A 23033-nucleotide genomic window follows, 5' to 3' on the forward strand; every position below is an offset into this window, starting at 1 on the left:
CTTCACGCGCCGCTCGCCGCCGCGACGCGCGCGTCGGCGCCGCCGATCTGCCGCACCAGGCCCGGCAGGTAGCGCGCGAGCGTGGCGCCGCGCGCGGCCATGAACAGCAGCAGCGCGAACCAGAGGCCGTGGTTGCCGAACGCGTCGACGAAGGCGAACGTGGCCGCGACGAAGATCGCGAACGACACGACCATCGCGCGCATCAGCGACTGCGTTTGCGTCGCGCCGATGAACACGCCGTCGAGCAGGAATCCCCATACCGACACGACGGGCGAGATCGCGGCCCACGGCAGGTAGCGCAGCGCGACCGCGCGGATTTCGGCCTGGTCGGTCAGGCGGCCGACGATCCAGCCGCCGGCCGCCCAGTAGACGAGCGCGAACAGCAGCGCGCCGAGTGCGGACCAGAACAGCGTGATGCGCACGGCCTGCCGGAATGCGGCGCGATCGCGCGCGCCGGCGGCCGCGCCGACGAGCGCCTCGGCCGCGTGCGCGAAACCGTCGAGCCCGTACGCCATGAAGGTCTGGAAGTTCAGCAGCAGCGCATTCGCCGCGAGTGTCGCGTCGCCCTGTTTCGCGCCGAGATGGGCGAACCAGCCGAACGCGCCGAGCAGGCACAGCGTGCGCAGGAAGATGTCGCGATTGAGCGCAACGAGGCGCTTGAGGGCCGCGCGATCGGCCAGCGCGCGCGGCGCGAGCGGCGGCAGGCCGCGCGGCCGCAACTGCCACAGCATCCAAGCGCCAAGCGCGAAGCCGCACACGTCCGCGGTGGCGGTGGCCGCGCCGATGCCGGCGATGCCCCAGCCGAAGCCGTACACGAACAGCAGCACCGCGCCAATGTTCACCGCGTTGATGAACACCTGCGCGACGAGCGCGAGCCGCACGCGCTGCACGCCCAGCAGGTAGCCGAGCACGACGTAGTTCGCGAGCGCGAAGGGCGCGCTCCAGATCCGTGTGTGGCTGTACGCCAGCGCCGTCGCGCGCACCGCATCGCTGCCGCCGAGCGCGCTCAGCGCGAACGACAGCAACGGCACCTGCAGCGCGAGCACGGCGGCGCCGAGCGCGAACGCGACGATCAGCGCACGCAGCACGTTCAGCCGGATGCCGGCGGTGTCGCCGGCGCCGTGCGCCTGGGCGACCAGCCCGGTCGTGCCCATCCGCAGGAAGCCGAAGCCCCAGAACACGAAATTGAAGAACAGCCCGCCGAGCGCGACGCCGCCGAGATACTGCGCGCCGTCGAGGTGGCCGGCGACGGCCGTGTCGACCGCGCCGAGAATCGGCTGGGTCAGGTTCGCAAGGACGATCGGGAACGCGAGCGCGAGCACGCGCCGGTGCGACGTGGCGCGACCGGCGTCGTGCGGCAAGGCGGTGTCGGGCATGGCGGACGCGTCAGGCGCGTTCCTGCACGCATACCCACGGCGATACGACGACCGCCCACAGCTCCGGGTTGCGTGCCGCATAGTCGCTGGCGGTTTCGGCCGGCATGCGGGCCACGAGGCCGGCAGACAGCCAGCGCGTGACCTGTTCGGCGTCGTCGCCGGCGATCGCTTCCGCGACGCTGACGAGATCGAGGTCGCGCGCAACGGCGAGCAGCTTGCCCTGCGCGAAGAAGCGCTCGAGGTCGCACCAGTCGATCTTGGCGGTCTCGCCGAGGAGTTTGGCGTAGAGCGGGCTATGCGACGCGCCCGCGGCGGATTCGTGTTGGGAGGACATCGGTTTCTTGGAAAGACTGCGTGTGCGCCACTATAAACCATCCGGCCGGGCGGGCCGGGCGCGGCTCACGCGTCGCGCAGCGCGCGGCGCACGATCTTGCCGGTCGCGGTCATCGGCAGGCTGTCGACGAACGCGATCGCGCGCGGGTATTCGTGCGCGGCGAGGCGCGTGCGCACATGCGCCTGCAGCGCCTGCACGAGCGCGTCGTCGCCGGCATGGCCGGGATTCAGCACGACGAACGCCTTGACGATCTCGGTGCGGGTCGGATCGGGCACGCCGACCACGGCGGCCATCCGCACGGCCGGATGCGTGAGCAGGCAGTCCTCGATCGGGCCGGGGCCGATCCGGTAGCCCGCGCTCGTGATCACGTCGTCGTCGCGGCCGACGAAGCGCACGAAGCCGTCGGCGTCGATCAGGCCGGTGTCGCCGGTCAGCAGGTAGTCGCCTGCGAACTTGTCGCGGGTCGCCGCGGGATTGCGCCAGTATTCGAGAAACATCACCGGATCGGGACGGCGCACCGCGATGTGTCCTTCGGTGCCGGGCGGCAGCGGCGTGCCATGGGCATCGACGATCGCGACCGTGTGGCCGGGCACGGCCTTGCCGATCGCGCCGGGCTGCGCATCGAACAGCGCCGCGCACGACGACAGCACCATGTTGCACTCGGTCTGCCCGTAGAACTCGTTGATCGTGACGCCGAGCGCGTCGCGTCCCCACGCGGTCAGTTCGGTGCCGAGCGATTCGCCGCCGCTCGCGACCGATTTCAGCGACAGCGCGTAGCGTTCGCGCGGCCGCTCGACGGTGCGCATCAGTTTCAGCGCGGTGGGCGGCAGGAACGCGTGCGTGACGCCGTGCCGCGCCATCAGCGCGAATGCCGCGTCGCCGTCGAACTTCTCGAAGCGGCGTGCGAGCACGGGCACGCCGTGATGCCAGGACGGCAGCAGTACGTCGAGCAGGCCGCCGATCCACGCCCAGTCGGCGGGCGTCCAGAACAGGCGCGCGTCGCGCGGAAAGCATTGCTGCGACATTTCGACGCCGGGCAGGTGGCCGGGCAGCACGCGGTGCGCATGCAGCGCGCCTTTCGGTTTGCCCGTCGTGCCGGATGTGTAGATGATCAGCGCCGGATCGTCGGCGGCCGTATCGGCCGGGACGAAGTCGGCCGATTCGGCGGCGAGCGCCGCGTCGTAGCGCAGCACGTCCGGCGCGTCGGGCGCATCGTCGCCGACGCAGTAGCAGGTGCGCAACGCGGGCAGCTGCGGGCGCAGCGGCGCGACTTTCGCGTAGCCGGCCGCGTCGGTGACGAGCGCGGCGGCTTCGCTGTTCGCGAGGCGATACTCGAGCGCGTCGGCGCCGAACAGCGTGAAAAGCGGCACGGCGATCGCGCCGAGCTTGTACGCGGCGAGGTGCGCGATCGCCGTTTCGGGGCCTTGCGCGAGAAAGATGCCGATCCGGTTGCCGCGGCGCAGGCCGGCGCGCGCGAAGCTGTTGGCGAGCCGGTTAGAGGCATTTCTCAAATCGTCGAACGTGAAACGCGCGACGTCGCCTTGCGCGGTTTCGTGGATCAGCGCGAGCCTGCCGCTGCCGTCCGCCCACTTGTCGCAGACGTCCACCGCAATGTTGTAGCGCGCCGGAAAGGCCCACGCGAAGCGGCTGAGCAGGTCGTCGTAGCGTTCGGCGGCGGGCAGCATCGGGGGTCTCCTTGTCGCGTGGCGTGGCCTTCGATGCGTAGATTACATCGGCTTTTCATGCTGCCGAAACGACAAGCGCGTCTGATGATAGGGATTGTGCGGACTCGTCCGAGTGGCCCGCTTCAGTGCACGATTTCGGGATGCCGCATAAGATGACGACAAAACTGTAACGAGACCATGGATTTGCTTCTGATAGCTGCGGGGTTCAGCCTGTTCGGAATCGGCGTGCTGGTAGCGTTTGCACGCCACGTCGATCCGCTGTCCGGGCGTTTCACCGGACGTCTGCGCAAGCGCTGACTCAATATTTCCGACTGTGTCCGCGTCGACACGCGATGCGCACCGGCATCGCGTGTCGACGGCCGGTGCTCAGCGCGCCGGCAGGTAGCGTGCCGGATCGATCGAACGGCCGCCGTAGCGCAACTCGAAATGCAGCGCGACGCGGTCGCTGTCGCTGCTGCCCATCTCGGCGATCGTTTGCCCCTGCGTGACCGACTGGCCTTCTTTGACGAGCAGCGCGCGATTGTGCGCATACGCGGTCAGGTAATCGGCGTTGTGCTTGAGAATGATCAGGTTGCCGTAGCCGCGCAGCCCGTTGCCGGCATAGACGACGACACCCGGCGCGGCCGCCGCGACCGGCGTGCCTGCGGCGTTCGCGATGTCGATGCCCTTGGATTTCGAGCCGTCGAAGCTGCGAACCACGGTGCCGGGCGCCGGCCAGATCAGCGAGATGCTGGTGGCCGGCTTCACGGCCGATTCCACCGGCGCGGACGGTGCAGGGCGGCTGCGGCCCGCGGTGCCGGTGCCCGTGGTCGTGCCGGGCGGCGGCGCGACGCGCAGCACCTGGCCGACCTCGATCGCATCCGGGTTCGTGATCTGGTTCCAGCGCACGATGTTCTGCACCGACTGGCGGTTCTCGCGCGCGATCTTGTAGAGCGTGTCGCCGCGCTCGACGCGATAGAAGCCGGGGCCGACGGGCGCGGAGCCGCACGCGACGAGCAGGGCGGCGCAGGCGGCCGCGATGAGTCGTTTCGTTGTTGTTCCGAACATTGAACCTCGCAAAACCCTGCCGCGCACCGCACGGCAGGTGACACAAAAACGTCCGATTTTAACGGGTTCGACCCGCGTGCCGCAGTTTGGGTCCGCTGCGGGCCTCGTCGGGCGCCGGTTCGGCGTGCCGGCTTTCAGTCCTCGAGCGGGCGCACGCGGATCTGCAGCGCGGCCGTTTCGGTCGCGCCGGGCGCGAGCCAGCGCAGCCCCAGCCCGTTGTGGATCGCGTCCGGCAGCCCGAGCCACGGCTCGACGCAATAGAAGTCGGACTCCGGCTTTTCAGTCCAGGTCGTGACCGCGTACCACGGAATCGAGCCGGGGATGTCCAGCGCGATCTCGACCACGCGGCCGCGGCCCGGCATCTCGATGCGCACGGGGCTCGACGGCGTGCCGTCGAGACAGTGGAAGCGGTCGAGGATTCGCGCCTCGTCGAGCGTGTAGCGGGCGTCGCCGCGTTCGGGCGCGCTGATCGAGCCATCGGGGCGCTGCTCGCAGCGATGCGTCGGCGGCAGCTCCAGCGTCGTCGCCGCGCGCTCGCCGTGCGGCAGCGCGAAATAGAAGTGATGACCCGCGTAGTAGGGCAGCGGCGTGCCGCCGAGATTGGTCGTGGTCAGCGCGACGTCGAGCGTGTGGGCATCGGCGAGCCGGTAGCGGGCTTCGAAGCGGAATTCGAACGGGTAGCCGGCGCGCAGCGCGTCGCTGCTTTCGAGCGTCATCGCGATCGCGGCGCCGTCGGCCGACGGCTGCGCCGAAAACGGCAGGTCGCGCGCGAAGCCGTGCATCGGCAGGTCGCGGACCACGCCGTCGGCGTCGCGCCAGCGACCGAGTTCGCCGTCGACGCGATGGCGTCCGAGGAACGGAAACAGCAGCGGATTGCCGCCGCGCACGCGCGCGAGGTTGCTCCAGTCGGCGGTGTCGGGCCAGAAGATGACGGGTTCGCCGTCGAGGTGCCACGACAGCAGACGACCGCCGAATTGCGGGGCGACCCGGACGATGGACGGGCCGGCATGGAGTTCTTGAATCTCGTGTTGCTGGAAGATCGGCATGGCGAATCGATAGGAACGGGTGGGCGGATGCGCGACGGCGCGCTCCATTATCGGCCCGCGACGCGGTCGGGGAAAACCCTTCTCGGGAAATTGCGAGTTTTGAAGGGCGTCAGCCGTCGGGATAATGCCTCTAAACCGGTGATATTGCCGGGTCATGACACTTCGAGGAGGCGCCATGGATCTGGCAATGGCAATGGGAATCGCACTGTTCGGCATGTTCACCGGCAGCACGGTATTGTTTTTCTATCAGCTCGGTCGCTGACGGCAATTTCTGCTGGATTCGAAAGGCCCGCCATGCAAATGGCGGGCCTTTTGCTTTCTGCTGACTTACAAATTGCAAGCGATTGTGTGCATTGCCGCAATTGCCAGTCAAATGCCTTGGCGCAGTAATCATGGCTGGGCATAATCAGGGCGCGTTTTTGCGGACGCGCATCGCGTCGTCCGTCACTTCTTCCCGCTTAATTTCCATTCAAAGGACCGACGCGTGAGTCTCTGGTTTCTGGTATTCCTGAGCGTCCTGCAGGGCGTGACCGAACTCTTCCCCGTCAGCAGTCTCGGCCATACGTTGCTCGTGCCGGCGCTGTTCGGCATGCATATCGACAAGCATGCGCCGCAGCTGCTGCCGTTCCTTGTTGCGCTGCACCTCGGTACCGCGCTGGCGCTGCTGTGGTATTTCCGCGCGCGTTGGATCGCGCTGATCGGCGGTTTTTTCGCGCAGCTCGGCGGCCGCAAGAACGACGACGGCCATCTGATGTGGGCGTTGATCATCGGCACGATTCCGACGGGCATCGTCGGCCTGGTGCTCGAGAAGCGCATCGAGCACGTGTTCCATGATCTGCGGATCGTCGCGGCCGCGCTGATCGTCAATGGCGTGCTGCTGTGGATCGGCGATCGCATCCAGCGCAGCCGCGCGCATCAGCCGCCCGAGAAGATGACGTTCAAGCAGGCGTTCTTCGTGGGTCTCGCGCAGATCGGTGCGCTGATTCCGGGTTTTTCGCGCAGCGGCCTGACGATGATCGCCGGCAATGCGGCGGGGCTGACGGCGGAGAAGGCGGCGGAGTTTTCGTTCCTGCTCGGCACGCCGATCATCTTCGCGGCGGGCGTGCTCGAACTGCCGAAGCTGTTCCATGCGCGCGACCAACTCGCCGACGCGCTGCTCGGCGGCGTGCTGACGGCGATCGCCGCGTACCTGAGCGTGCGATTCCTGATGCGCTATTTCGAAGGGCGCGGCCGGCTGGCGTCGTTCGGCCTGTATTGCGTGATCGCCGGCGTGTTTTGCCTGGGCTGGTTCATGCTGCATGCGCAGCCGGTGTAAGGCTGAGGGCGTCGGTCTTGCGTGATTCGACGCGATGATCGGGTATAATTTCGGGCTCGGCTTCAGGCCGGGCCCGTTTCGTTTCAGGTTGCGTCGCGTCGGTTTCGTACCGGCGGCGGTGATCGGAGCAGGGTCCGGGTTGCTGGCGCCGTGTCTTTTTCCCTCGACCGCCCTTAGCTCAGTTGGATAGAGCAACGGCCTTCTAAGCCGTAGGTCACACGTTCGAATCGTGTAGGGCGGGCCAGTCAAATCAGATATTTAGTGGATTTTTGGCTTGCCGTGGATTTATCGCATTGCTTTGCATGTAACCGCGGTGTAACCCGTTCACGTCAACATTGATCGAGCTGGTTGCCTTTGTGGCATGGGACTCCGGCAGGCGGGTAAAGTCGACCGTTTGGGTTGGCATCGATCTGGCGCGATAAAATTGCCATAGCTGTCCAACACAACGCTGGCTGACGAGGGTTGAGGGTGTCTATGGAACGCCTTCGTCTGTCCCGTACTCTCTTTTGAGCGCACACGTTGGACGTTCATTTGTGATCCACGCCAATATTCGCCATGACGAGTGCAGAGCCTGATTTCATTTCCCTTAGAGAAGTCTTATTGTCCGTGGCCGGTTGTGTGACGGTCCCGTCTCTAGAAAGGTGCGCAGATACGAATGAACCGGAATTCATTCCACAGTTCAGAGAGGCCCTGTTTCGCTATTCGACTGCGGCCGATGACTTAGAGCGGCACATTACACTAGCTTCGAGTGAGGATCGGCCGACTTGGCTCGACTGCCGCGTTGGCATGGGTACTCCGCGTGTTACCGAGGAAGCGCAAAGTCAAGGGCTTAGCCTCCTTAGATGTTGTGACCTGCTCCCCGCGTTTAGTACGGTGACGGTGTAGAGTCCGTTCCAGAGAGGAACGGCAATGAAAAAGCGATTCACCGAAGAACAGATCATCGGCATCTTGAAGGAAGCCGAGGCTGGCCTGAAGCCGGCGGAGCTGTGTCGCAAGTACGGCATCTCGGAAGCGACCTACTACAACTGGAAAGCGAAGTTCGGCGGGATGACGGTCTCCGAAGCTCAGCGCCTGAAGGAACTGGAGCAGGAGAACAGCAAGCTCAAGCGACTGTTAGCCGAATCGATGCTCGACAACGCCGCGCTGAAGGACCTGCTGGCTCGAAAGTAGCAAGCCCGCAGGCCAAGCGCGAAGCGGTCCGGATATTGATGACCGAACGTGCCATGGGTGTTACCCGGGCCTGCGGGCTGGTAGGGATTTCGCGCTCGCTGTTCCACTACGAATCACGCCGCCGAGTTGATGACGAAGCGCTGACTGGCCGGATGATGGCCATCGCCGCGCAGAAGCGCCGCTACGGCTATCGCCGGATTCACGTGCTGTTGCAGCGGGATGGCTGCTTCGCCAACCACAAGCGCATCTGGCGCCTGTACAGCAAGGCGGGGCTGAGCGTGCGCAAGCGGCGACGCAAGCGTATTGCGGCTGTCGAGCGCACGCCGCTGCCGTTAGCAACAGGCCCGAATCAGAGCTGGTCGATGGACTTCGTTTCTGACGGGCTGGCCTATGGTCGGCGGTTTCGATGCCTGAACGTGGTCGACGACTACACGCGCGAGTGCTTGGCCATCGAGGTCGATACTTCGCTGCCGGGCCTACGAGTGCAGCAAGTGCTCGAGCGGCTCAAGGAGATGCGAGGCTTACCCGCATCCATCACGGTCGACAACGGGCCGGAGTTCGCTGGTAAGGTGCTGGATGCATGGGCCTACGAAGCCGGTGTCACGCTGTCGTTCATTCGGCCTGGCAAGCCGGTGGAGAATGCCTATATCGAGAGCTTCAACGGGCGGTTCCGCGATGAATGCCTGAACGAGCACTGGTTCGTCTCAATGCGCCACGCCAAGCGGCTGATTGAGGAATGGCGTATCGAGTACAACACCGAGCGGCCTCATAGTTCACTCGGCTATCTGACGCCGGTGCAGTTCGCGCGGGCGCACGATGCAAAGCAGCAGTTTTTAACCTCGGACTCTAACTGCGGTTCGGACTAAAACCGGGGGCAGGTCATCAGAACTATTTCAGCTGCTCTTGAAATAGCGTGATCATTCGCCGCGCGAGCGGCGACACGTAGGCGCCAGCACGGTGCATTGCGCCAATGCGCCGGCCAAGGTCTAGTTCTCCGACCTGCAGGTCGAGCGCGCGTAGCCCAGCGACCTCGTCGAGCGCGTCGGCGCCGCCGACGCACAGGAGCGACGTGCCGCGCAGCAACTGCAGCAGCGACGTATTGCCGAAATCGGTCTCGACACGCAGGCGCGGCGCCGGCAGCCCGCGCGCACGGAACGCGTCATCGATCCGGTGCCGGACTGGGATCGTCGTCTCCGGCAGCAGCCATTCCTGGTCGGCGAGATCCGCGAGCGTGAGCGCGCGCTTGCGCTGCAGCGGGTGCTCGGCATCGGCGAGCACCGTGAGCCGGTCGTCGAACAGCGCGATCGTGTCAAGCGCGGCGTCCGGCTGCTGCGGCTCGGGCGCCACCACCAAGTCGAGTTCGCCGGCCGCGAGCAGGTCGAGCAGTTCGCGCGCGAGCCGGCAGCGCAGCCGCAACCGCGCGGCCGGCCGTTCGCGGATCAGTTGCCGGCACGCGCCGAGCACGAACGCATTGGGCACGGTTGGCGAGTAGCCGACCCGCACCACGCCCTGTTCGCCGCCGCGGATCGCGCGCATCTCCTGCATCGCATCGTCGAATTCGAGCGCGATCCGCTGCGCGCGAGCGACGAAGCGCGCGCCCGCCGGCGTCGGCGTCATCCCGTTCGCGGTGCGCTCGAACAGCGTCACGCCGACCTGCGCCTCCAGTCGCTGCACGGCCTTGGTCAGCGCGGGCTGCGACAGCCCCAGCGCGTCGGCGGCCTTGCCGATGCTGCCGTGCCGCTCCACGGCCAGCAGGTACTCCAGATCGCGGGTATCCATCAGGGGATTCCTGTCGGTTATGACGTTATATCCGGTAATGCATTGTGGTGATGCCTCGGCATCTTACAGACTGGCGGCACTGTTCGACCAGGAGAATCGTCTTGAGCTTCGCCTATTTCCTGCGGCGTGCGGCCCGTTACTGGGGCAGCCAGCCCGCCGTGATCCACCGCGACCGCGCCGTCACGTATCGTCAGCTCGACGAACGTTCGACGCGCCTCGCGAACGCGCTGCGCGGCCTCGGCTTCGCCCGCGGCGAGCGCATCGCCGTGCAGGCGCGCAACTGCATCGAGCTCGTCGAGATCGAGTGCGCGCTGTACAAGGCCGGCCTCGTGAAGGCCGCACTGAACCCGCGTTTCACGGCGGCCGAGGCTGCCGACGTCGTCGGCAATTGCACGCCCGTCGCGTTCATCGGCGGGCGCGGCCATACGGACTACACGCCCGATTCGCCGGGCTTCGGCTCGGTCGAGCGGTTCGTGTCGCTCGGCGGCCCGGCCACCGGCTATCTCGACTACGAAACGCTGCTCGCGAAGGGCGGCGATACGGCGCCCGACTACGTGCCGGCGGCCGACGATCTCGCGGTGCTGCACTTCTCGTCCGGCTCGACCGGTCGCATCAAGGCCGCGATGCAGAGCTACGGCAACCGGCTCGCGTCGCTGCGCAAGATCGTGCTCGGGATGGATCGTCCCGCGCAGCCCGGCGACCGGCTCGCGCTGATCGGGCCGATCACGCACGCGTCGGGGATGCTGATGCAGCCGTACCTGTTCTGCGGTGCGACGCTCGTACTGTTCGACGCGTTCGAGCCCGCGCATTTCCTCGCCGAAGTCGCGCGTCAGCGCATCACGCACACGTTCATGGTGCCGGCGATGGTCAACATGCTGCTGAACACGCCGGAACTCGCCCAGGCCGACCTGCGCAGCCTGAAGGTGCTCGGCTACGGCGCCGCGCCGATGGCGCCCGCGCGCATCGAGGAAGCGTGGGCGCGCATCGGTCCCGTGCTGTCGCAAGGCTACGGCGCGAGCGAATCGACGTCGGGCGTCACGCGGCTCGGGATCGCCGATCACGCGCATGCGCTGCTGCACGACCGAGAGCGGCTCGCATCGTGCGGCCGGCCGCTCGGTGAAACGGAAGTGCGGGTGGTCGATGCGGACGGGCAAGAAGTCGAAGGCGATGCGATCGGCGAGATCGTGATTCGCGGCGCGGACGTGTTCCACGGCTACTGGAATGCGCCGGAGCTCACGCGCGAGGTGCTGGTCGACGGCTGGCTGCATACGGGCGATCTCGCACGCACCGATCGCGACGGCTTCATTTACCTGGTCGACCGCAAGCACGACATGATCATTTCGGGCGGCTTCAACGTGTATCCGACCGAAGTCGAAGCGGCGCTGTACCGGCACGAAGGCGTGCTCGAGGCGTGCGTCGTCGGCGTGCCCGACGACAAGTGGGGCGAGGCCGTGAAGGCCGTCGTCGTGTTGCGTTCGGGGCGCATCGCGCAAGCCGCCGATCTCGTCGCGCACTGCCGCGCGCAGCTCGCCGACTACAAGGCGCCGCGCTCCGTCGATTTCGTCGCGGAACTGCCGAAGAACGCGAGCGGCAAGATCGCCCGCAAGCTCGTGCGCGAGCCGTACTGGCGCGGCGTCACGCGCCGCGTCAACTGAAGGAGCCCGCGATGTTCGATCATCTGCAACGCCCCGAATTCGTCGCGCTGCGCGCGGCCGTGCTGCGCTTCGTCGACGACGAGCTGCGCCCGATCGAGCGCGAGCTTCAGCTCGACTCGGAAGACGTGTGGCCGCGCGACGTGCTGCGCCGCGTGTGGCGCCGCTCGGCCGCGCTCGGCTTCTATACCGCGAGCCTGCCGGTCGAGATCGGCGGACAGGGGCTGTCGATCGCCGAGGTGTGCGCGCTGAAGGCCGACCTGGCCGCGAGCGGCGCGGCGCTCGCGCCGCACGTACTCGGCGAACTCGGCGGGCCGCCGCGCATCGGCAACATGCTGAAGTACGCGACGCCCGCGCAACTGGAGCGCTATTTCAAGCCGGTGATGCGCGGCGAGAAATCGACGTGCTTCGCGCTGACCGAACCGCACTCGGGCTCGGACGCGATGAGCATCCGCACGACGGCGGTCGAGGATGGCGATTCGCTCGTCATCAACGGCACCAAGCACTACATCAGCGGCGCGCCGTTCGCGGATTTCGCGATCGTGATGTGCGTGACCGATGTGACCGCGACGCCGCCGCAGATCACGGCCGTGCTCGTCGATCTCGACCTGCCCGGCGTCACCGTCGAGCACGAGTACGTGCCGATGTCGGGCCAGCACATCGACGCGGACATTCGCTTCGTCGACGTGCGCGTGACGCGCGAGAACGTGTTCGGCGGAATCGGTAACGGATTCAAGCTCGGCATGTCGCGCATCAGCGTGAACCGGCTGCTGCATTGCCCAACGATGCTCGGCCTCGCGATGTCCGCGTACCGGGCGGCGCTCGACTATGCCCGCACGCGCCGGCAGTTCGGCGGCCCGATCGCGCGCTTCCAGGCGATCCAGCACATGCTTGCCGACATGGCCACCGAGCTGTGGGCCTGCGAGAGCATGATCGCGCACACCGCCGCGCTCGCGGATGCGGGCGCGGACCTGCGGATGATGTCGTCCGCGTGCAAGCTGTACGTGTCGGAGCGCTGCTTCGAGGTCGCGGACAAGGCCGTGCAGATCCACGGCAACGTCGGCGTGACGCGTGGCCATCCGGTCGAGCAGACGTTCCGCAAGCTGCGGATGTTCCGGATCCTGACCGGCACGAGCGAGATCCAGCGCAACGCGATCGCGAAGGCGATTCTCGAGCCGGCCGGCACGGGGCGCAACGCATGACGGCCCGCGGCACGCACGATGCGTGGCCGGCGGGCGAGGACCACGCCCCCGCGTGGTCGTGCCTGCGCGGCGTGCGGATCGTCGATGCGGACCAGTTGTTGCCCGGCCCGCATGCGTGCGCGCTGCTGCGGCAGCTCGGCGCCGACGTGATCAAGGTCGAGCCGCCGGGCGGCGACGCGTTGCGGCAGTTTGGCGCCGACACGTTCGCGCAGTTCAACCGCGGCAAGCGCTCGCTCGTGCTCGACCTGAAGACGCCGGACGGGCGCGCGCGCTTTCTCGATCTGGCGCGCGACGCCGATGCGGTGGTCGAAGGCAACCGGCCGGGCGTGATGGCGCGGCTCGGGCTCGACTATGCGACGCTGGCCCGCGCGAACCCGCGCGTCGTGCTGTGCTCGATCACCGGCTACGGGCAGGACGGCCCGTACGCGAACCGGCCCGGCCACGACCTGAATTTTCTTGCCGATGCCGGCTATTGGTCGGTGCCCGCGCAACTGCACGACACCGTCGCGCGGCCGCGCGTGCGGCTCGCCGATCATGCGGCCGCGATGCATGCGGCGCTCGCGCTGGCCGTCGCGGTGATGAGCGCACGGGCGAACGGGCTCGGCCAGCACCTCGACGTGTCGATTCACGACGCGATGTTCGCGTGGACCGCCCCGGCCGCTTGGGCGCTGCGCACGGGCCGCGATACGGCGGATGCCGCCCGCTGGGTGATGCCCGACAACGACCTGTTCGAAACCGCCGACGGACGGCACATCGTGCTCGCGACGTTCGAGGACAAGTTCTGGGCCGCGTTCGCCGACGCGCTCGGCGATGCATGCCAGGCGCTACGTGAGCCGCGTTACGCGCAACGCGCGGGCCGGCAGCAGCATCGGCACGCGCTCGGTGCAGAGTTGCGCGCGCTTTTCGCGACGCGCACCCAGGACAACTGGATGCGAGTGCTCGGCGGCCTGGGGCTGCCGGTATCGCGCGTACCCGATCCCGGCGAGGTGTTCGACGATCCGCACGTGCGGGCCCGCGGCGTTGTGCGAGAAGTGGCGCCGGACAGCACGCTCGCGGTGCGCTTCCCGGTGAAATTCTCGCTCGGCTTGCCGGACGGCGACGACCGTGTGCCGGCGCCCGGTGAGCACGGCGGCGCGTAGCGCGACACCCCGACCGCCCACGATAACGAAACAGGAGACAGCCATGACGAATGGTGCGCAGTACCGCCCCGGACGGGCGTGGTCCATCGCGACGATGCTCGCGCTGATGATGCTGGTGAATTTTCTCGACAAGGTCGTGCTTGGTCTCGTGTCGGTGCCGATGATGCGCGACCTGCATCTGAGCCCGACACAGTTCGGCGTGATCGGCGGCAGCCTCAACTGGCTGTTCGCGGTCGCGGCGGTCGCGGGCGGTATCGCCGCGAACCGCTGGCCCGCGAAATGGCTGCTGCTCGCGATGGCGGCCGCGTGGGCGCTGCTGCAACTGCCGATGCTCGCCGCGAGCTCGATCTGGGTCGTCATCGCATGCCGCGTGCTGCTTGGCATCGGCGAAGGGCCTGCGTCGCCGGTGGCGACGCACGCGATCTACAAGTGGTTTCCCGATACGCGACGCAATCTCCCCGTCGCGCTGCTGCACCAGGGCAGCGCGCTCGGCCTGCTGATCGCGGGGCTCTCGATTCCGGTCATCACGACTCACTGGGGCTGGCGCGCGAATTTCGCGGTGCTCGCGCTGCTCGGGGCCGTGTGGTGCATCGCATGGGCGGTGCTCGGCGAGGAGGGCACGCTGGCGCGGGCGCCGCGCACGGCGGGCGGCGATCGCGTGCCGTACGGACGGCTGCTGACCGACCGCACGGTGCTCGGCAACTTCCTCGGTCACTTCGCCGCGAACTGGATTCTCGCGATGACGCTCACGTGGATGCCGACCTATCTGCAGCTCGGTCTCGGCTTCGGGCCGCACGAGGCCGGCCGGATGTTCGCGCTGTTCGTCGCGGTCACGTCGCCGCTCAGCCTCGCGCTCGCGTGGCTGTCGCAAACGCTGCTCGCACGCGGGATGCCGTCGCGGCACGGGCGCGGCACGTTCATCGCGATCACGTTGGCGGCCGCCGGCGCGATGCTGGCGATGCTGCCGGTGCCGGACATCCCGCGCGCGGCCAAGCTCGTGCTGCTGACGCTCGGCAGCGGCCTGACGCTGACCATGTATTCGATCGGCCCCGCGATGCTCGCCGAAGTGACGCCGGATGCACAGCGCGGCGGCGTGCTCGCGCTCAGCAACGGCTTCGCGTCGCTCGCCGGCCTGAGCGCGCCGGTCGTCACCGGGATGTTGATCGAGGGCGCCGGCGCGTCGGTCGCGCACGGCTTCGAACAGGCAAGCATCGTATGCGGCGTCGTGCTGATTGCGTGCGGCGTGCTCGGCGCCTGGTGCCTCGATCCGCAGCGTTCGCTGCGGCGTCTCGCGGGCGAGACGGCGCGCGCCGCGTCGCCGGTCGGCGTATGCGGCCGTTAGCCCTCGCGCAGCCCATCACATCGTTTTCGGCGCACGGCCCGCTTGCCGGGCGGCGGCGCTTCTCGACGGCAGGCAGTTCCACGATATACCGCGCAATGACGCGGCAGGAGGAGACATGAAGAAGATGATCGCGGCGACGTTGCTCGGCGCGCTGTGCGCAAGCGCGCATGCACAGTCGAGCGTGACGCTGTTCGGCCGGATCGGCGGGGGCGTGCGGTGGGTCAACGGGCTGCCGGGCGGCAGTCAGGTCGGCTTCAACAACAACATCATTGCCGGCAATGAGTTCGGCATTCGGGGCCGGGAGGATCTCGGCAACGGGCTGAAGGCGCTGTTCGTGCTCGACGGGGCGTTCAACAGTGGGACCGGCGCGCTCAAGACGTCGGGCACGCTGTTTTCGCAGGCTGCGTATGTCGGCCTCGCTGGCGATTTCGGCCGCCTGACGCTCGGCCGCCAGTTCAACGTCGCGGAGGATCTCGGCATCGCGCTCGATCCGCTCGGCGGGCGCGGGCAGTCGCTCGCGGTCGAGCCAGGCGTGCTGTTCGACGGCAACTTCTTTACGCTCGATTCACGTTTCAACAACACCATCAAGTATCTTGGGCAGGTGGGCGGCCTGCGCTTCGGTGCGAACTATTCGCCGGGCGGCGTCGCGGGCAGCTCGCATGCGGGCACCAGCTATTCGACGGCTGCGATGTACACGTATTCGGACCTGATGGGCGGTGTGTCATACGCGAAGACGTACAGCCCGGATGGCTCGCAGTCCGCGCAGACGATCCAGGCGGGCGGCACGCTGCAGCTCGGCCGCGCGCGCTTCTACCTGAGCTATGTGTCGTTGAACGTCCGCGCGAACAAGGCCGGCGCGCCATCTCGACGCGACGATATCCCGTCGTTCGGCGTCGTCGCGCAGCCGCTGCCGTCGGTGCAGTTGAGCGCGGCGGCGTTCTACGACCGCGCGCGCAATCTCGGCAACGTGTCGGGCGCGGACGGCCACAAGCTGACGACCTACGCGATCGCTGAGTATTTCCTGTCGAAGCGCACCGAGCTGTATGTCGAAGTCGACCGCAACGGGATGACGGGCGCGTATATGCGCGACCCGGCGACGATCGCGGCGCTGAACTTGCGGCGCGGCGCGAGCGCGACGACAGGCGTGTCGATCGGGCTGATGACGCAGTTCTGAAGTCTTCCCTTCAACGATTTTCAAGAGTGCGATTCGATCACGCGTACTACATTCGGATTCACCGCAGGGCTGCTGATGGCAGCGTGCTGGGCCCTCGTCGCTCATGCGCAACCCGATGCCGCGAGCGCAGCGGATTTATCGTCATCGGCGCCCGGTGCGCACGAATCTGCGCAAGCGCAAGTACCGGCGTCGGCCGGCGTGCCGCCCGCGCAGCGCAAGGCGGCCGACCGCGAGCTGAAGCGCCGCGTCAGCACCGCGCTCGCCCGCACGAAAAACCTGAACGCGACGCGCATCCTCGTGCGGGCGCGCGACGGCGGGGTGACACTCGCCGGCTCGGTCACCGATACGACCCAGGTGAATCTCGCGGCGGCGGTCGCGCGGCGCGTCAACGGCGTGACGTCGGTATCGAACCAGTTGCGCGTCGACGGCCAGCAGCCGTGATGTCCGCGCGCATCGCGCGATCCTTTTCCACTACGAGGTTTGATCCGATGCAAATTCATCGACGCTTTACCCCGACCCGGCGAGGCCGCCGGCTGGCCGGCACGTTCGCGCTGGCCAGCGGGCTCGCGCTCGCGGCGACGGTCGCCGCCGCAGCCGACGGCGCTGCACCGACCGGCATGATGCAGGGCTTCCCGCCGCCGGCTGACCGGATCGTCGACAAGGCGAACGCGTTCACGCCGGCCCGGCTGCGCTGGGCGTTGAGCAACACGCGGTTGCTCGCGCCGACGGCCGGCATCCGGCATGCGGCCGCGCCGATGCCGCTCCCCGAGCAGCCGGTGCCCGGTCTCGACGCGCTGCCCGTGACCATCGGCGGCGAGACGCTGACGCTCGACGCGTACCTGCGTGCGACCCGTACCGACGGTTTCATCGTGCTGCAGCGCGGCCGGGTCGTCTACGAGCGCTACTTCGACGGCTTCCGGCCCGACCAGCAGCACGCATGGGCGTCGATGACGAAATCGGTGACGGGGTTGCTCGCCGCGCAGATGATCGAATCCGGCGTGCTCGATGCGAATGCGCCGCTGTCGCGCACGGTGCCGGAACTGGCCGACACGCCGTTCGGTAGCGCGACGCTGCAGCAGAACCTCGACATGGAAGTGCCCACCGCGTATGCACCGGGCATCCCGCCAGATCTCGGGCTGTTCGGCGCGGTCGGGCTTGTGCCGCACCGCGAAGGTGCGCCGGCGAGCATCGCCGATTTCCTGCTGACCGTGCGGCGCGTGCCGGACGTTGCACCGGGCAGCGCGTGGTTTTACCAGAATGGGTCGCCGGAAGCCGTCTCGTGGGCGATGCAGCGCGCGACGGGGCAATCGTGGAGCGCGCTGGTCGAGCGGTGGCTGTGGCGCGATTTCGCGGAAGACGATGCGTACGTCGCGGTGGACCGCAATGCGATGGCGATGGCGAGCGGCGGGTTGTATACGACGCTGCGCGACGCCGCGCGCTTCGCGGAACGCGTGCGCACCGGGCTCGCCGGCGCGCCCGGCACGCTGCCGGCCGCGACGATTCGCGCGGCGCTGCAGCCGGCGGACAATGCGGCGCTGTTCGCGAAGGGCAACGTGGTGCCCGGTAAGGACGGCTATGCGTATCGCGACTACTGGTATCAGGTGAACGACGGCGATGGCGCATTCGCGGCGGCGGGGCGTTTCGGCCAGGCGATTCTCGTCGATCCGAAAACCGCGCTGACGATCGTGAAGTTCTCGTCGTCGCCGGACTTCGCCCCGCGCGCGCTCGATGCCCAGGGCGAGGCGACCCGGCCGCGCGCGGCGCTCGAGCGCGGCGATGCGCTGAGCGCGGTGGCGCGCGCAGTCGCAGTCCGCCTGCAGTAGCGAGGTTCAAAGGGCGGGTGAGGGTAGAGATTAATCTCTACCCTTGTGCCCGCGCTGAGGTGATAACTACAAAGGGGGAACTTTGTCACTACGCCACACTATGGGGCGCAACTAGACAGTTGAACAGCACGTCGTTGACACGTGATCTTGAACCAGGATCAGTCCCGACCGGAAGTAGAGATTTCCGACATGTGACCCTGAGGTTGCCTTTCGAAGTTTCTGCTAACGGTGAGCATCAGTGGAATGGCCGAATACGAACTACACGTGCCGGCAATGCGGATTCACGTGCACGCCGGCCTTCGACCACTGGACGCACGATGATTTTTCGCGTCACCTGTACAACGACGACTACGCGCGCCACGATCCGGAGTATCACGAGCATCGTCCACAGCAGCACGGCGACCTGATCTGCACGAGCTTTCCGTCGATGCGAGAGAGCCGCATTCTCGATTTCGGCTCGGGGCTTGGGTTGCTGGAAAAGAAGCTGTCCGCGCGCGGGTTCGCGGATTTGACCTCATACGATCCGTTTAGCCATCCCCGCGCGCCGCAGGGGCAGTTCGATGCGATCCTTGTCGTTCGAAGTCTTCGAGCATCGTCCGGATCCCCAAAGCCTGTGCGCCGACATCATCCGGTATCGGGCGCCGGCCGGCGCACTGCTGTTTCAGACGCCCCTGATCACGCCGGAGCTCGTTGCGCGAGGGATCGAGCAATGGTGGTACTGCGTGCCGCGCAACGGGTATTTTTCGTTTTCACGAGCCACGCGCTTACGCTGCTGGCGACGCAGCATGGGCTCGAATTCGGCTCATTCAGTCCGGAATTGCACGTGGCTTTCGACCGTGCGCCGGGGTGGCTTTCGAAGTACCTTCTGTGAAACGGGGGCTCGGTCAGCCGCGACATCGGCCAGGAGTCCGTGACGCCTCGGTTCAGGAGGCGATCCATCATCCCGAGCCGGATATTCGCATCGAAGCGGTTGGCCCCGCAGCCCTGAGACCGACATCGGTCGCGGCTTGCAGTGTTAATGCCGCCCGGCCAAGGAGATGAAGCCACGCGCGGGGCAGCACCGTTCGCGCGCCGGCCGCCGTTCTTGATGCAGGTCACGGGAGACGCCGAAGCGTCGGGCCACGATGAACGTGTTCGGCCGACGGCGCCGGCCAATGCGGGCCGCGCCTGTCGCACGCGGCCAGGCCGCGATCATCGGAGGGCTCGTCATGGATCACGGGAAAGCACATATCGTCTGGTTCGACGACCTACGGCGCGGCGACGTGGCACGCGTTGGCGGCAAGAATGCGTCACTGGGCGAATTGATCGGCAACCTGTCCGCGCAGGGCGTGAGCGTGCCACCCGGGTTCGCGTCGACCGCGGATGCATACTGGCGATTCATCGATGCAAACGGATTGAGACAAGCCATCGGCAGTACGCTCGAGGCGCTCGGAGCACGCAAGATTGCGTTGGCCGAGGCCGGTGCGTTGATCAGGCAGGCGATTCTCCACGGAGACTGGCCCGACGACGTCGCCGATGCGATCCGGGACGCGTATCGGCAACTGTGCCGGCAGGCCGGCGCAGACGACGTTGATGTCGCCGTGCGATCGAGCGCGACCGCCGAGGATCTGCCCGACGCGAGCTTCGCGGGTCAGCAGGAAACCTACCTGAACGTGCGCGGCGAGCATGCGTTGCTCGCGGCTTGCCGCCGGTGCTATGCGTCGCTGTTCACCGACCGCGCGATCGCCTACCGCGAGGAAAAGGGTTTCGATCACCTGCGCGTCGCGCTGTCGATCGGCGTGCAGCGGATGGTGCGTTCTGACCTCGGTGCTGCCGGCGTGATGTTTTCTCTCGACACGGAGACAGGATTCGACAAGGTAGTGCTGATCAGCGCGGCGTGGGGGCTTGGCGAGAACGTCGTTCAGGGCACCGTGGACCCCGACGAATACGAGGTGTTCAAGCCATTGCTCGGCGATTCGGCGCGCACACCCGTCATCGGCAAGACGCTTGGCGGCAAGGCGCGCAAGCTGATCTATGCGCGCGACGAGGATACGCCGACCCGCAACGTGCCGACCTCGAAAGCGGAGTGCGCCACGTTCGTGCTGGCGGATCGCGAAATCCTGGCGCTTGCGAACTGGGCCTGCGCGATCGAGGCGCACTATGGCCAGCCCATGGACATCGAATGGGCGAAGGACGGTGTAACCGGAGAACTGTTTGTCGTGCAGGCACGTCCCGAAACGGTGCAGTCCCGGCGTGAAGCGAGCGCCATAAAGACCTACCGACTGGGTCAGACCGGCCGCAAGCTGCTCACTGGCGTCAGTGTCGGCGAGGCGATCGCGGTCGGCAGCGTGTGCGTGATCGGCAGTCCGAACGACATGGGGCGATTCGTCGACGGCGCGGTACTGGTGACGCATACGACCGATCCCGACTGGCTGCCGTTGATGCGCCGCGCCGCGGCGATCGTCACCGATCATGGCGGCCGCACGTCACATGCCGCGATCGTGAGCCGCGAGTTGGGATTGCCGGCCATCGTCGGAACCGGCAACGCTACCAGCATGCTGCACGATCTGCAGGAAGTGACGGTATCGTGCGCGGAGGGGGAGGCCGGGTTCGTGTACGAAGGCATCGCGCAATACCACGTGGAGGCGATTGACCTGACCGACCTGCCGGCCACCCGTACACAGGTCATGCTGAACCTCGCGAATCCGGCCGCGGCGTTCAGGTGGTGGCGACTGCCTGCCGACGGAATCGGGCTCGCGCGCATGGAGTTCGTGATCAGCAACCATATCAAGGTCCATCCGATGGCGCTGGCCCACTACGATGCGCTGACGGATGCGCACGCGAAGCGCGAGATCGCTGCCTTGACGTCGGGGTACGACGAGCCGTCCAACTATTTCGTCGACCGGCTGGCGCACGGCCTTGCGCGTATCGCGGCGGTCTGTCATCCTGCGCCGGTGATCGTCCGCATGAGCGACTTCAAGACGAACGAGTACGCGCATCTGGTCGGCGGTGCGCAGTTCGAACCGCGGGAAGAGAATCCGATGCTCGGATTTCGCGGCGCGTCGCGCTACTATTCGCCGCGCTACCGTGACGGATTTGCGCTCGAATGCCGAGCGATCGCGCGGCTGCGAAACGACATCGGATTCAGGAACGTGGTCGTGATGATCCCGTTCTGCCGGACGCTTGACGAGGCGGATCGCGTGCTCGAGGTCCTAGCCGTCAACGGCCTGAAGCGCGGCGAGGACGGATTGCAGATCTACGTGATGTGCGAAATCCCGTCGAACGTCATCCTGGCGAGCCAGTTTGCGCAGCGCTTCGACGGCTTCTCAATCGGAAGCAATGATCTGACCCAACTGACGCTCGGCGTAGACCGCGATTCGGCGGACCTGGCCGGGTTGTTCGACGAACAGAACGAAGCCGTGAAGTGGATGATCGCCCGCGTGATCGAGTCCGCCCGCGACGCGGGGGCGAAGGTTGGCCTTTGTGGCCAGGCGCCGAGCGATCATCCGGCATTTGCCGATTTTCTCGTCGCGTGCGGCATCGACTCGGTTTCCGTCAGCCCCGACAGCTTCATCGCGGTCAAGCGTCGCGTGGCCGCCGCGGAAAACACCGCGCCCGGCGAGCGTGCGTCGCCGCGATGAAGGACCGCGGATAGCTGCACGACTGTACGTACCGGACCAGGCTGAACGCACATCACGCCGCGCACGAGCGCGGCAGGCCGTGTTCGGCGCGGGCGAACGCCGCCTGCAGTACCGGATGCACGTCGGCGCGCCAGTGGTCGCCGGTAAAAAGTCCGTAATGGTCGCAATCGGCGATGTCGACGCGTTGCCGGGCAGCCGCCGCGAGGCCGCTGCACATGGCCAGGGCGGCATGGGTCTGGCCTGCGCCGGTGACCGCATCGCACTTGCCTTCAATGGTCAGCAACACGATCGAACGCAGCGCGGCGGGGTCGACTCGCTGGCCATGAACGTGCCACGTCCGGTTTGCGAGACATGCTCGCTGGAAAACGACGTTGACCGTATCGAGGAAGTATTCGGCGGGCATGTCGAGGAGCGTCAGGTATTCGCGCAGCGCCCGGCGCGCGGTTGCGAGTGCGTCGGCGTCACCGCGCGAAATCGCGCGTCGATAGCGATCGGCCAGCGCCATGTAGCGTTGCGGGTAGGTGACCGCGATCTCGACACGCTGCAGGTAGGCCGGAAATACCTTCCGCCCGTATCCGGCGAAACCGTGCGGCACCGTATCGATCAGCGTGGCGCGACACCAGTTGAGCGAATGCGAGCGGGCCGCGGTCCCGAGCGCACTCGGATTGACGCGGGCATCGAGGGGGCCGCCGATCAACGTCAGGCTCGCCGGCACCGCGGCATCACGTTGCGCGCGCAGCGCGATGGCGCCGAGCGACGGAAACGTCGCTTGACAGACCGCGACGACATGCATCGGCCGGGCGTCGGCCAGCAGGGTATCGATGAACCGGTCGAGCATCGACACATATTCGTCGAGGCCGAAGCGACCCGCGTCGCAAGGCACATCGCGCGCATCGATCCAGTCGGTGATGCACACATCGCCGTCGACAAGAAGGGTCTCGACCGTCTCCCGCATCATCACGGCCGCATGGCCGGCCAGCGGCACGCAGAGCAGGATCACGCGTTGCGCGCCCGCGCGCGCGAAGCGGCGCAGCGTGCAAAACGGCGTGTGCGCGACGATCGACTCGTCGACTTCGGCGCGACGGCCGTCCACGTCGACCGAATCGATGGCGAACCGTGGCGCCTCGGTCTGCAGGTCGAGCAGAGGCTCCAACAGGTCGGCGTAACACGACGACGCGGCATCGGGCCAAAGAGCGCGTGTGAATCGCGTCGCCGCGCTCCACGTCCGAAACCATTGCCGTTGCCGTTCGATCAGGTCATACCACATGGCGCATGGGCGGAAAATCGCGGGGAATTCGGACAAACCTACTGTCGCAGGATCGTGCGGCG

18 protein-coding genes, 1 tRNA gene and 1 pseudogene are annotated in these 23033 nt (G+C 67.1%); 13 read left to right on the forward strand and 7 right to left on the reverse strand.

Going from position 1 to position 23033, the window contains the following annotated elements; all coding sequences use genetic code 11:
* Window positions 1-2: 2 nt before the first annotated feature.
* The 5 genes from WS57_RS24340 to WS57_RS24360 form a co-directional block, all read right to left on the reverse strand.
* Window positions 3-1376, reverse strand: a complete 1374-nt coding sequence (locus WS57_RS24340) for an MATE family efflux transporter (RefSeq protein WP_059518587.1) — start codon at window positions 1374-1376, stop codon at window positions 3-5.
* A 10-nt stretch (window positions 1377-1386) separates the two neighbouring features.
* Window positions 1387-1710 carry a DUF2288 domain-containing protein gene (locus tag WS57_RS24345; RefSeq protein ID WP_009688202.1) on the reverse strand — a complete coding sequence of 108 codons (324 nt, stop codon included), beginning with the start codon at window positions 1708-1710 and terminating at the stop codon, window positions 1387-1389.
* 65 nt (window positions 1711-1775) lie between these two features.
* Window positions 1776-3395, reverse strand: a complete 1620-nt coding sequence (locus WS57_RS24350; RefSeq protein ID WP_069244937.1) for an acyl-CoA synthetase — start codon at window positions 3393-3395, stop codon at window positions 1776-1778.
* A gap of 366 nt (window positions 3396-3761) precedes the next feature.
* On the reverse strand, window positions 3762-4442 hold the full coding sequence (locus WS57_RS24355; RefSeq protein ID WP_059518583.1) for a peptidoglycan DD-metalloendopeptidase family protein: 681 nt from the start codon (window positions 4440-4442) through the stop codon (window positions 3762-3764).
* Between the two features lie 134 nt (window positions 4443-4576).
* Window positions 4577-5488 (reverse strand): aldose epimerase, encoded by a 912-nt coding sequence (locus tag WS57_RS24360; protein WP_069244938.1) that lies wholly within the window; start codon window positions 5486-5488, stop codon window positions 4577-4579.
* Between the two features lie 484 nt (window positions 5489-5972).
* On the opposite strand from WS57_RS24360, the gene WS57_RS24365 reads away from it, so the two are divergent.
* The 3 genes from WS57_RS24365 (at window position 5973) to WS57_RS24380 (ending at window position 8839) form a co-directional block, all read left to right on the forward strand.
* The gene (locus WS57_RS24365; protein ID WP_009688196.1) at window positions 5973-6803 is read left to right on the forward strand and encodes an undecaprenyl-diphosphate phosphatase; all 831 of its coding nucleotides are present in this window, start codon (window positions 5973-5975) and stop codon (window positions 6801-6803) included.
* Between the two features lie 167 nt (window positions 6804-6970).
* A tRNA-Arg gene (locus WS57_RS24370) sits at window positions 6971-7047 on the forward strand.
* Window positions 7048-7712: 665 nt separating this feature from the next.
* Window positions 7713-8839, forward strand: a protein-coding gene (locus WS57_RS24380; RefSeq protein WP_419468979.1) for an IS3 family transposase whose coding sequence is annotated in 2 segments (ribosomal slippage) — window positions 7713-7971 and window positions 7971-8839 — 1128 coding nt in all. Because the reading frame shifts where the segments join, the coding sequence is not laid out codon by codon here.
* A 22-nt stretch (window positions 8840-8861) separates the two neighbouring features.
* On the opposite strand, the gene WS57_RS24385 is transcribed toward WS57_RS24380, so the two are convergent.
* The gene (locus WS57_RS24385) at window positions 8862-9752 is read right to left on the reverse strand and encodes a LysR family transcriptional regulator (RefSeq protein WP_009691106.1); all 891 of its coding nucleotides are present in this window, start codon (window positions 9750-9752) and stop codon (window positions 8862-8864) included.
* 101 nt (window positions 9753-9853) lie between these two features.
* Here WS57_RS24385 and WS57_RS24390 point away from each other — a divergent pair, with 101 nt between their 5' ends.
* The 10 genes and pseudogenes from WS57_RS24390 to ppsA all read left to right on the forward strand — a co-directional run bounded on the left by WS57_RS24390 (window position 9854) and on the right by ppsA (window position 21704).
* Window positions 9854-11407, forward strand: coding sequence for an AMP-binding protein (locus WS57_RS24390; RefSeq protein ID WP_059514513.1), 1554 nt, complete (start codon window positions 9854-9856; stop codon window positions 11405-11407).
* 11 nt (window positions 11408-11418) lie between these two features.
* Window positions 11419-12606, forward strand: a complete 1188-nt coding sequence (locus WS57_RS24395; protein ID WP_059514514.1) for an acyl-CoA dehydrogenase family protein — start codon at window positions 11419-11421, stop codon at window positions 12604-12606.
* Window positions 12603-13745, forward strand: a complete 1143-nt coding sequence (locus WS57_RS24400) for a CaiB/BaiF CoA transferase family protein (RefSeq protein ID WP_009691110.1) — start codon at window positions 12603-12605, stop codon at window positions 13743-13745. Before WS57_RS24395 ends, WS57_RS24400 begins: the two co-directional genes overlap by 4 nt.
* A 43-nt stretch (window positions 13746-13788) precedes the next feature.
* Complete coding sequence (locus WS57_RS24405) at window positions 13789-15087, forward strand: MFS transporter (protein ID WP_059514516.1); 1299 nt, start codon at window positions 13789-13791, stop codon at window positions 15085-15087.
* A gap of 115 nt (window positions 15088-15202) precedes the next feature.
* Entirely contained in the window at window positions 15203-16261 is a 1059-nt protein-coding gene (locus WS57_RS24410) for a porin (RefSeq protein ID WP_009691113.1), read from the forward strand.
* 75 nt (window positions 16262-16336) lie between these two features.
* Window positions 16337-16702: a BON domain-containing protein gene (locus WS57_RS24415; RefSeq protein WP_009691114.1), complete on the forward strand. Its 366-nt coding sequence runs from the start codon at window positions 16337-16339 to the stop codon at window positions 16700-16702.
* Between the two features lie 47 nt (window positions 16703-16749).
* On the forward strand, window positions 16750-18084 hold the full coding sequence (locus tag WS57_RS24420) for a serine hydrolase domain-containing protein (protein WP_059514521.1): 1335 nt from the start codon (window positions 16750-16752) through the stop codon (window positions 18082-18084).
* Between the two features lie 427 nt (window positions 18085-18511).
* A pseudogene (locus WS57_RS38290) lies at window positions 18512-18820 on the forward strand (hypothetical protein); the annotation flags it as partial.
* On the forward strand, window positions 18711-18998 hold the full coding sequence (locus tag WS57_RS38295; protein ID WP_335645810.1) for a hypothetical protein: 288 nt from the start codon (window positions 18711-18713) through the stop codon (window positions 18996-18998). The pseudogene WS57_RS38290 and the gene WS57_RS38295, both read left to right, overlap by 110 nt.
* Window positions 18999-19292: 294 nt before the next feature.
* On the forward strand, window positions 19293-21704 hold the full coding sequence (gene ppsA / locus WS57_RS24430) for a phosphoenolpyruvate synthase (protein ID WP_059514575.1): 2412 nt from the start codon (window positions 19293-19295) through the stop codon (window positions 21702-21704).
* Window positions 21705-21756: 52 nt separating this feature from the next.
* Here ppsA and phaZ read toward each other — a convergent pair whose 3' ends face one another.
* Entirely contained in the window at window positions 21757-22971 is a 1215-nt protein-coding gene (gene phaZ / locus WS57_RS24435; RefSeq protein WP_009690598.1) for a polyhydroxyalkanoate depolymerase, read from the reverse strand.
* Window positions 22972-23033: the final 62 nt, after the last annotated feature.

This window comes from Burkholderia pseudomultivorans (genome assembly GCF_001718415.1).
Taxonomy (GTDB): Bacteria; Pseudomonadota; Gammaproteobacteria; order Burkholderiales; family Burkholderiaceae; genus Burkholderia; species Burkholderia pseudomultivorans_A.